The following is a 9,245-nucleotide window of genomic DNA, read 5'->3' on the forward strand; positions in this document are numbered from 1 at the left end:
TAGGCTCAGCGATCGTGCCTCTCGCCCATCTAGTTGATATTGAACCCGTGATCAGCGCCGACGAACTCGTCGCGTCGCTCGTTCCGCCGCCCCGGTTTTCGCAAGTGCGGTTTGAGACCTATATCCCTGATCCCGCCGAATCGAGCCAGAGCGCCGCGGTTACCGCGTTAAAAGATTTCGCCGACCGGATCGCCGCGCCGCCGAAGAAGGCAAGTTTGTTCCGCCGCAGCGCCACCCCCGAGGGCCCCACCGGTGTCTATCTCGACGGTGGCTTCGGTGTGGGCAAAACCCACCTGTTGGCCTCGCTGTGGCATGCCGTTCCCGGCCCGGCGCCGAAGGCCTACGGAACGTTTGGCGAATACACCCAGCTGGTGGGTGCGCTTGGTTTCATCCCGACGATCCAGCGGCTCTCCGGCCACAAGCTCATCGCGGTGGACGAGTTCGAGCTTGACGACCCGGGCGACACGATGTTGATGACGCGGCTGATGGGGGAGTTGGCAGACGCGGGCGTCTGGATCGCGGCGACCTCCAACACGTTGCCCGACAAGCTCGGCGAGGGCCGGTTCGCCGCGGAGGATTTCCGCCGGGAGATTTCCGCGATGTCCGCCCGGTTTGCCACCGTCCGGGTCGATGGGCCCGATTTTCGTCATTCGGGGATGGAAGAAGCGCCGCCTCCGCTCAGCGAGGCGGACCTCCAAGTGGCAGCCGGCGAAGCACTTTCCGGAAGCACGGTCGACCCGTTTGACGCGGTGTGCAAAAAATTGTCCACCTTGCATCCGTCCAAGTACGGGAAGCTGCTGGACGGCGTCTCCTCGGTGCACCTATCGAAGGTGCACCCTGCGCCCGACCAGGGGTGGCGCTGCGGCTGGTGACCTTTATCGACCGGCTGTACGACCGCTCGATCCCGGTCTTGGCATCAGGCGGATCGCTGGGCGAGTTGTTCACCCCGGAAATGCTGAAAGGTGGCTACCGGAAGAAATATCTCCGGGCCACCTCTCGCATTTTGGCGCTCGCCCGGGAGGGCCAGCAGTAGTCGTTACTCGGCGAGGATGTCGGCCAGGGTGTCGACGGCGCCGGTGAGTTCTGCTTCGGTGACAACGATCGGCGGCGCGAACCGCAAAGTGGTGATCTGAGTTTCCTTGACCAAGATTCCGCGCTTGGCGAGCGCCTTCGAGACCTCCTTGCCGGACCTGCCGCCGGGGCTCAACTCGACGCCTGCCCACAGGCCGCGGCCGCGGACTTCGGCAACGCCGTGACCGACCAAGCCGGACAGCTTATCGAGCAGAACATCGCCCAAACGTGTTGCACGCTCCTGCATCTCGCCCGTCTTTAGCAGCGTGATGACGGCGCGGCCCACGGCTGCGGCCAGTGGGTTACCGCCAAAGGTGGAGCCGTGGGTTCCGGGCTGGAGGACACCGAGGACGGCGCGGCTGCCGACGACGGCCGAGACGGGGAGGATACCGCCGCCGAGCGCCTTACCCAGGGTGTACAGGTCGGCGCGGACGCCTTCGTGATCGAGGGCAAGGGTGGCGCCGGTGCGGCCTAGACCGGACTGGATTTCGTCAGCGATCATCAGCACGTTGTGCTCGGTGCAGAGCTTGCGAACGGCGGCCATGTATCCCGCTGGGGGGACAACCACGCCCGCTTCGCCCTGGATGGGTTCGATCAACACGGCCGCGGTATGCGGGGTGATGGCCGATTCGAAAGCTTCGATGTCGCCATACTTGACGCCGACGAAGCCGGGGGTGAAGGGGCCGTAGTCGGCGGTAGCGACGGGGTCGTCAGAGAAGGACACGATCGAGATGGTGCGACCGTGGAAGTTACCGCCCGCGGTGATGATCTGCGCTTGGTTCTCGGGAACGCCCTTGACCTGGTAGGCCCACTTGCGGGCTACCTTGAGCGCGCTTTCGACCGCTTCGGCTCCCGAATTCATCGGGAGCACCATTTCGGTGCCAGTCAGCTCCGCGAGCTCCTCGCAGAAAGGGCCGAGCTGGTTGTGGTGGAAGGCGCGGGAGGTCAAAGTGACGGTGTTGAGCTGTTCGATGGTCGCCGCGATCAGTGCGGGGTGTCGGTGACCAAAGTTGAGAGCTGAATAGCCAGCGAGCATGTCGAGGTACTTCTTGCCCGCCACGTCGGTGATCCAGGCTCCTTCAGCGGAGGCGGCGACGACAGGCAGCGGGCTGTAGTTGTGGGCGCACCATTTATCGTCCAGGTCGAGGAAAGTCTGCGGGTCGTCGAGGGCGGGATGCGCGAGTGACACGGTGCTGATCTCCGAACGAATGATGGGCGATTGTTCGCCGACGTGGTCTATCTGGTACTGACCACTCTACGTGCAGAACAAGGGCCGCAAAGAGGGCTCATAGGCCGTCTTACCAGCCCAAACCTCCGTCTGGATCGTCATTTGTAGATGTTTATTGCGCCAAACGATGGTTTCGAAAGCACAGTGGGGGAGCCCCCCTGCCCGTCGCCGCCGCGGGCGTGCCAGAGTGTGCCCATGGGAAACAAGTCAGCTAAGAAGTCCGGCCGCAAGTCCGCACACAAATCAGATTCCAAGGCGACCGCGAAGGCAGCTTCCACAGCAGCCGCGCACGCAGCCGACAAGGCAGCCAGCGCCGCACTGGTGGCGGTGGGCGACACGTTCTCGGTGCAGCCCATCCAGGTGGACCTGATGGCGATCAGCACCGAACAGGCGAAGGTGGGCCCGGCCGACAAGGACGAAGCGGCCTCGATGATGGCCGATCTCGGCGAACGGCTGGCGAGCTTGCAGGAGCGGCTCTTCGCCCAGTCGACAGCGGGCGATCCGCGCGCGGTGCTGTTGGTGCTGCAGGGGATGGACACCGCTGGCAAGGACGGCGTGATCAAGGCCGTGGGCGGGTTGCTCAACCTCGGTGGGATGCGGCTTGCGTCCTTCAAGAAACCAACCTCCGAAGAGCTGGCGCACGACTTTTTGTGGCGCATCGAGAAGGCACTGCCGGCAGCTGGCGCGATCGGGATCTTCAACCGCTCCCATTACGAGGACGTCCTGATCGCGCGGGTGCACAACCTGGTGCCCGAGGAGGTCTGGTCGCAGAGATACGACACGATCAACGAATTTGAGGCTCGGCTCACCAATCTCGGCACCACAGTCGTCAAATGCTTCCTGCACGTGTCCAAAGAGGTGCAGAAGGAGCGGTTGGCCGCACGCCTTGATGACCCGACGAAGTTCTGGAAGTTCAACCCGGCCGACATCGACGAGCGCGGATATTGGAACGACTATCAGCAGGCCTACGCTGCGGCGCTGACCAAGTGCTCCACTGCGAACGCCCCGTGGCATGTGATTCCCGCCGACCACAAGTGGTACCGAAACTGGGCGGTGGCAGCAGTTCTCACCGAAGCGCTCGAGAAAATTGACCCGCAGTATCCGCCGGCAGATTTCGACGTGGAAGAGCAGAAGCAGCGGCTGGCCTCGGAGGTTTAGGCTGCGCGTTTTGTGACGTGCAAGGTAGTGGGACGACAATGGGCCGGTGCAGCCAACCGAGGGTGACGGCCCTGCCGTGGACGGGGTTTCCTATTGTTTTGTCATTCCGTTTAAGTCGAGCGCCCGCGGAAAATCCCGGATCGACCTGCCGCCGCCACTGCGTGCTCGGCTGGCGTTCGCCATGTTGGCTGACACGGTCGCAGCGCTCGTCCGCAGCCCGCAGGTCCACGCGGTGCTGCTCGTCGTCGAAGTCGCAGATGATGTTGCTGCCCTTGAGACCGTGGGGGAGGGCGACGGCGCCCCGCGGGTTCGGGTGATCGCGACCTCCGCGGATGGACTCAACCCGGCCATCGAGGACGGGGTTCGACACCTAGCGGCCGGTGGCTGGGCCGGCGGCGTGGCCGCAGTGCTGGGCGACCTGCCAGGACTGACGCCACGAGACGTAGCTGCCGCGTTGTTCGAGGCGGAAACTCAAGCAGCCCAGGGACACTCGGTATCGGCCGTTCCTGACGCTCTCGGCACGGGTACCACGGTGCTGATCGCCGCGCATGCTCGCGATCTGGTGCCCCGGTTCGGCGCGGGCTCGTACGCGGCGCACCTTCACGCAGGGGCAACCGGGATCGGCCTTTCAGCAGACAGCGGCCTGCGCCGGGACGTGGACGTGATCGCCGACCTCACAGGCGCGCCGTGGCCTCAGGGTCTTGGGCCTGCCACCAGCGCCTTAGTGGCCGAAATTGGCCTGGCCGAAATCACAGACTAACCAGCTCAGCGAACCGGCGGGCCATTACCCCGCGGTGTTACCGTGAAAGGCGTGTCCCGACGCTTCCTCACCCCAGGCTGGCTGTTCGGCCACGTCTTGGTAGTGGCGTCAGTGTTGCTGACTTTGCGGCTCGGATGGTGGCAACTGGAGCGCAGCCATGAAAGCACCGGCGGGGCCCAGAACTTCGGCTATGCGCTGCTGTGGCCAGCGTTCGGCGCAGCCTTTATTTACATGTGGTCGCGCTTCTTGAAGCTCGAGACCCTGCGCGCCGAGGGTGAAGAGGAAGCGCATGCCGCGGATGTGTCGAGTATGTTGGCCGAGGCCGAAGGGCTGACCGCAGCGGCTGCGCAGGCTTCAGCCTCGCCCACCCAGGCGGCGGCGACCCCCACGGCTGCTGACCCAATGGCGACCCAGATCCCCGTCAGCCAGAAGAACCACCTACAGACGATTCACACCGAACCCGCCCCAGTTCCCGTCATCGGCATGGGTACCGTCGGTGATGAAGATAATGATGACCCAGAACTCATTGCGTACAACCGCGCGTTGGCCGCACTCGCTGAACAGGACCACCGTCGTGCCCGCTGATTTGCCCGCATCATCACCCGCTACCCCTGCACATTCACGGATGACGCCCAAGGTCGCCACCGCGCTGCAGCGCTTCAAGATTTTGTCGATCGCCGAGAGCATCGCGCTGATCATTCTGGTGGTGCTGATCGTGCTGAAGTACGGCTTCGACAAGGATGTGTTTCCGCTCTGGCCGCAAATTCACGGCCTGATTTTCTTCGTGTACTTTTTGCTGACCTTGGACCTCGGTTTTAAAGCGCGATGGAAGCCGCTCAGCACCCTGCTGGTGATCTTGTCGGGCATCATTCCGCTGGTGTCGTTCTGGGCAGAGCGCATCGTCGCCCGCAAGGTCAACGCCGGCGAGCGACTGTAATTCGGTAGTCGCCACAAAGGAGCTCACCCCCGCTGTTTGCGGGGTGAGCTCCTTTGTTGCTTATGACTTCTGGTTGGCGCTGTTGATGCCTGGCGCTGTTTATGCTTGGCGCCGGGGCAGCTTCCAGTTCGGCCGCGGGTAGTGGCAGGTGTAGCCAGCGGGGAATTTCAGCAGGTAATCCTGGTGCTCGGGTTCTGCCTCCCAGAAGTCGCCGACGGGGACTACTTCGGTGACGACCTTGCCGGGCCAGATCCCGGAGGCGTTGACGTCGGCAATCGTGCTTTCGGCCACGAGCCGCTGGTCGTCATCGGTATAGAAGATCGCCGAGCGGTAGCTGGCGCCCACGTCGTTGCCTTGGCGGTTCTTGGTACTCGGGTCGTGGATTTGGAAGAAGAACTCCAGTAGGCCGCGGAACGATTCCTTTTCCGGGTCGTAGATAACTTCGAGGGCTTCGGCGTGGTTGCCGTGGTTGCGGTAGGTGGCGTTGGCGACTTCGCCGCCGGTGTAGCCGACTCGGGTGGAGATGACGCCTGGGCGCTTGCGCACGAGATCTTCCATGCCCCAGAAGCAGCCGCCCGCTAAGACTGCTCGTTGTGTTGCTTCGCTCATGGTGTTATCGCCTTCTGTAGTAGACGTCTGGGTTAACAATCTTGATGCCCGCTGTGTTCCGGCGGGCTCCTTACAGTGTGCCTGGCTTGGAGGCAGGTGCTCTGAAATGAGAAAAGCCCCACCTCAGCGGGCTGAGATGGGGCTTTCTACTGGTGGGCGATACTGGGATTGAACCAGTGACCCCTTCCGTGTCAGGGAAGTGCTCTCCCGCTGAGCTAATCACCCGGGAACCTTGCGCTAGCGCAAGCCTTCAAACTTTACTGCGTATTCGTTGCGGGGCATTTCTCACTGCGAGGTGGGAACGGGATTTGAACCCGTGTAGACGGCTTTGCAGACCGTTGCCTCGCCTCTCGGCCATCCCACCCGATTCGCTCTCCAGGCTCTGAAACTCTTGAAGCTATGAAACTTGCGAACTTGTCTAACTGTAAATCCGAGCGGACGACGGGATTCGAACCCGCGACCCTCACCTTGGCAAGGTGATGCGCTACCACTGCGCCACGTCCGCATACCGCGTTTCTGCGGTGCTGAGCAACCATATCCGAGGTACGGCGCCACCTCCAAACCGTGCAGGCCAGAATAGGTCTCGGCGAGCTTTCGGTGGGTTCTGGGCGCAGTCGGTCAGGCTCCGTCGTGACCTTTGGCGCGGTTTGCAGAGCGGGTGTAGCTGGCCAGCATGTCGAGTTCGGCGTCGATGGAGAAGAATTCATTCTCGTGACTGTCCGGCACTGCCTGGCACGTGCGGGTGACAAAGTCGACCAGGGGAGCGACGTCGCCGAGCAGAATGGCACTGCCCTGCGGGGACACCAATTCGATGGCGATTCCGTCGGCGGTGGGGCGGATTCGGATGTCGCCGAGGCCAGCGGGCATCACAAGGCCTTCGCGCAACAAGTCGCGAGCCATCACCCATTCGACGGCTGGGCTGCCGGGGAGGGCGAAGGAGGCGCGCACGGCGTAGGGCTCCAGAACGTTGTAGCGGAAGTCGGCAGTTACCACGTCGGCGCTGGTGCCGCCTGCGAGTGTGAGAGTCATGTGGGTGTGGATGACGTCGGTGCTGGTGTGGAATGGCTGAATGCTCATGTTGGCGTCCTGGCGGGGTGAAGACCGGAGAGGTGAGTCGTCCGGGCTGCGGTTGGCTTACAAATAGTGAGACGGGCCAAAGTGGCGCCGATCACGCGGCTTTTATCAGTTCACTCAATTGGAGCCATCCAGAGTCGTGATCACAAAACCTTCTCAAGATTTGGCACCTCCGGGCTAGCAAAGTGGCACACAGCTTTGGATGCTCATCACTCCAACAGGGGAATCAAAGCGGTTCTGCTTCGTTTTTGGGCTACTAGCTGGCGCTTGATGGGCTTGTTGATGGCGCTGGGTGGGCTTGGCTGCAAGCCGGTGCGCGATCGGGTATCGTAATTTCCGGCGCTGCTAAGCGGAGCCAGGCAGTCAGATTTACCCGTCAGGTCGATTAGCTCAGCGGGAGAGCACTTCGTTCACACCGAAGGGGTCACTGGTTCAATCCCAGTATCGACCACCAGTTAGTGCGTGATGCTGAGGCCGAAGGGTCTCGCGTTCTTAAGAGTCAGATAGTTGAAACGTCGCGGCTATGTCTTCGCCCGCCCGCGTCCGACCTTTACGGCCCGTCGGCCAACACCAAACCTTGTTCTCCGCGTCCCGGTATGCGCGCTTTTCGGCGTTCCGCACCCGGACGGTGCCGTGGCCGACAGCGCAGAGTTCTTCTTCAGCCATTTTGGTCCTGACGGTAGAGGTAAGCGGGCTTGGAGCTCATGTTTGGTGATCGTAGCGAGGCGATAGTCCGCGAGGGGGGAAGTAGATGTCCGAACCTGCTCTGCGTATTCGGATTGTCTGAGAGCACCGGCTATGTTCGAGCCACTGCTCAACAGCTTGGAAAGGCCTACCCGCGTGTCAGCGGCCAGTCGCTTGAGCTGGTTGAAGAGTTCGGTGCTGAAGTGCCCGGCAGTGTCTGTTCGAGACGCAACAGCTACACTGGTCAGTGCCTTTTGAGCAGCGAGTTTCGCATTTGATCGAAACGGACTACTTCCGGTAGGACGAGCAGCGCGATGACGCATTAGTGACTCAGGGACCGTTGCCGCCGGTGTGTGTGACGCAGGCTTGCGGATGTCCTGCTGAGGGCAAGGGTTCGACAGATTGGGTCATCATTCAATGGACGCCGACCGTGGCACCTAGTAAGCTCCGGCCGAGTCGGATTGTCCGGCGCGTGTTGCGGGGCCTCGCTTAGCGAGCAAGAGGTCTCCGCTCGCTGAGCTCGACGATAGGATAAGAGATGGCACTGCCGAGAGTTGTCAGCTTGTTCTCCGGGGCCGGCGGACTGGATCTCGGTTTCCAACAGGCCGGATTCGAATTGGCATTCGCCGTCGACAATTCAGCGTGGGCTATCAAAACCCATCAACGAAACTTCAAAAAGACCAAGTCCGTCGCCGCAGATCTAATCGAGTTGCAGCCTGCGGGGGTACTCGCACAACTCTCTCGAGTCCTCGAAGATGGAGTATCGATAGGCGTCATCGGTGGACCGCCGTGTCAAGGCTTCTCGCGTGCCAACCCAGCAGCTCTCGCAACTGATCCGCGAAACAACCTGCCGATCCTCTATCTCGAGATAGTAGAAGCGCTGCAAGAGAAGTACGACGTCCAGTTCGTGCTCTTCGAGAACGTGGTGGGTATAAAAGATCTCAAGCATGAGACTGCATTCAAAAGCATCCTCGCCAAGTTCCTGGAGCTCGGCTTAACACAGAAGGTCGATGAGTACTGTGCCCTCGACTTTGGTGTGCCGCAGAACCGACGGAGGGTGATCATCTCGGCGTTTGCGTCACCGACCGCCGCGAACGCATTCGCTCCTCAGACTGTGCCTCGCGAACACCTCGACGCGAGGACGGCGATTAGCGGCCTACCTGACCCCGCCTTTTTCGATCGCGACCTGAGCCCGGAAGACATCCCGCACCATCCGAATCACTGGACGATGCGTCCTATTTCCAAGCGTTTCAATGATCCTGATAGTTCGATGAACAGCAGCAGGAGTTTCCGACGTCTCGCCTGGGATAAGCCGAGTCCGACCGTGGCGTACGGGCATCGTGAGATCCACATCCATCCCGACGGTCGTCGTCGCCTGAGCATCTACGAGGCGATGAGGTTCCAAGGATTCCCTCATGAGTTTGTTCTGGAGGGACCATTGTCAGCCCAGGTCGAACAGGTATCAAACGCTGTCCCGCCGCCTTTGGCGCAGGCGCTCGCTCACGCAACTATTGAGGCTATGGACTTATCGGCGCGAACGACTGAGGTTAGTAGTACGCTTGTTGCATAGGTCAAGCGGACACGTTTCACGTGTTTACCAGATTTCACCGGCTTCCATTCCAAACCTATCCAAGCGACCACTTGGCATTCCGTGAGATGCACAATGAGCTGAGCAGCGCATAAGTCATTTACGTCGTTATTCGTTTGTAGTCATTGCAGCAACA

Annotated in this window: 8 protein-coding genes, 4 tRNA genes and 1 pseudogene; 7 read left to right on the plus strand and 6 right to left on the minus strand. The window is 61.5% G+C overall.

Annotated features, from left to right (window positions below; translation table 11 throughout):
• Positions 1 to 14: 14 nt before the first annotated feature.
• A pseudogene (zapE, locus tag EH165_RS05630) lies at positions 15 to 1,033 on the plus strand (cell division protein ZapE).
• A 3-nt stretch (positions 1,034 to 1,036) separates the two neighbouring features.
• Here the strand turns inward: zapE and rocD are convergent.
• The gene (gene rocD, locus EH165_RS05635) at positions 1,037 to 2,260 is read right to left on the minus strand and encodes an ornithine--oxo-acid transaminase (RefSeq protein WP_124798392.1); all 1,224 of its coding nucleotides are present in this window, start codon (positions 2,258 to 2,260) and stop codon (positions 1,037 to 1,039) included.
• 234 nt (positions 2,261 to 2,494) lie between these two features.
• On the opposite strand from rocD, the gene EH165_RS05640 reads away from it, so the two are divergent.
• From EH165_RS05640 to EH165_RS05655, 4 genes are read left to right on the plus strand one after another with little or no spacing between them, the layout of a single operon-like run.
• Positions 2,495 to 3,457, plus strand: a complete 963-nt coding sequence (locus EH165_RS05640) for a polyphosphate kinase 2 family protein (RefSeq protein ID WP_124798393.1) — start codon at positions 2,495 to 2,497, stop codon at positions 3,455 to 3,457.
• Positions 3,458 to 3,503: 46 nt separating this feature from the next.
• The gene (locus EH165_RS05645; RefSeq protein WP_124798394.1) at positions 3,504 to 4,217 is read left to right on the plus strand and encodes a CofC family guanylyltransferase; all 714 of its coding nucleotides are present in this window, start codon (positions 3,504 to 3,506) and stop codon (positions 4,215 to 4,217) included.
• Between the two features lie 51 nt (positions 4,218 to 4,268).
• Positions 4,269 to 4,802: a hypothetical protein gene (locus tag EH165_RS05650; RefSeq protein ID WP_124798395.1), complete on the plus strand. Its 534-nt coding sequence runs from the start codon at positions 4,269 to 4,271 to the stop codon at positions 4,800 to 4,802.
• 40 nt (positions 4,803 to 4,842) lie between these two features.
• A complete protein-coding gene (locus EH165_RS05655; protein ID WP_164479131.1) occupies positions 4,843 to 5,154 on the plus strand; it encodes a DUF3817 domain-containing protein in 312 nt (103 codons plus the stop codon).
• Positions 5,155 to 5,253: 99 nt separating this feature from the next.
• Here EH165_RS05655 and msrA read toward each other — a convergent pair whose 3' ends face one another.
• The 5 genes from msrA to EH165_RS05680 form a co-directional block, all read right to left on the minus strand.
• Positions 5,254 to 5,763, minus strand: coding sequence for a peptide-methionine (S)-S-oxide reductase MsrA (msrA, locus tag EH165_RS05660; RefSeq protein WP_124798397.1), 510 nt, complete (start codon positions 5,761 to 5,763; stop codon positions 5,254 to 5,256).
• A 150-nt stretch (positions 5,764 to 5,913) separates the two neighbouring features.
• Positions 5,914 to 5,988, minus strand: a tRNA-Val gene (locus EH165_RS05665).
• A gap of 68 nt (positions 5,989 to 6,056) precedes the next feature.
• A tRNA-Cys gene (locus EH165_RS05670) sits at positions 6,057 to 6,127 on the minus strand.
• A 69-nt stretch (positions 6,128 to 6,196) separates the two neighbouring features.
• Positions 6,197 to 6,268: transfer RNA gene (locus EH165_RS05675), tRNA-Gly, on the minus strand.
• A 113-nt stretch (positions 6,269 to 6,381) separates the two neighbouring features.
• Positions 6,382 to 6,840: an SsgA family sporulation/cell division regulator gene (locus EH165_RS05680; RefSeq protein WP_124798398.1), complete on the minus strand. Its 459-nt coding sequence runs from the start codon at positions 6,838 to 6,840 to the stop codon at positions 6,382 to 6,384.
• A 376-nt stretch (positions 6,841 to 7,216) separates the two neighbouring features.
• Between EH165_RS05680 and EH165_RS05685 the strand changes: the two genes are divergently transcribed.
• Together EH165_RS05685 and EH165_RS05690 are read left to right on the plus strand one after the other, a co-directional pair.
• Positions 7,217 to 7,291 (plus strand) — tRNA-Val (locus EH165_RS05685).
• 768 nt (positions 7,292 to 8,059) lie between these two features.
• Positions 8,060 to 9,091, plus strand: a complete 1,032-nt coding sequence (locus EH165_RS05690) for a DNA cytosine methyltransferase (protein WP_124798399.1) — start codon at positions 8,060 to 8,062, stop codon at positions 9,089 to 9,091.
• Positions 9,092 to 9,245 lie beyond the last annotated feature (154 nt).

It is taken from the genome of Nakamurella antarctica (assembly GCF_003860405.1).
GTDB classification, from domain to species: Bacteria; Actinomycetota; Actinomycetes; order Mycobacteriales; family Nakamurellaceae; genus Nakamurella; species Nakamurella antarctica.

Coding starts and splice junctions, on each gene's coding strand:
- EH165_RS05640 (WP_124798393.1), top strand. CDS start 2,495: ATGGGAAACAAGTCAGCTAAGAAGTCCGGCCGCAAGTCCGCACACAAA.
- EH165_RS05655 (WP_164479131.1), top strand. CDS start 4,843: ATGACGCCCAAGGTCGCCACCGCGCTGCAGCGCTTCAAGATTTTGTCG.
- msrA (WP_124798397.1), bottom strand. CDS start 5,763: ATGAGCGAAGCAACACAACGAGCAGTCTTAGCGGGCGGCTGCTTCTGG.
- EH165_RS05680 (WP_124798398.1), bottom strand. CDS start 6,840: ATGAGCATTCAGCCATTCCACACCAGCACCGACGTCATCCACACCCAC.
- EH165_RS05690 (WP_124798399.1), top strand. CDS start 8,060: ATGGCACTGCCGAGAGTTGTCAGCTTGTTCTCCGGGGCCGGCGGACTG.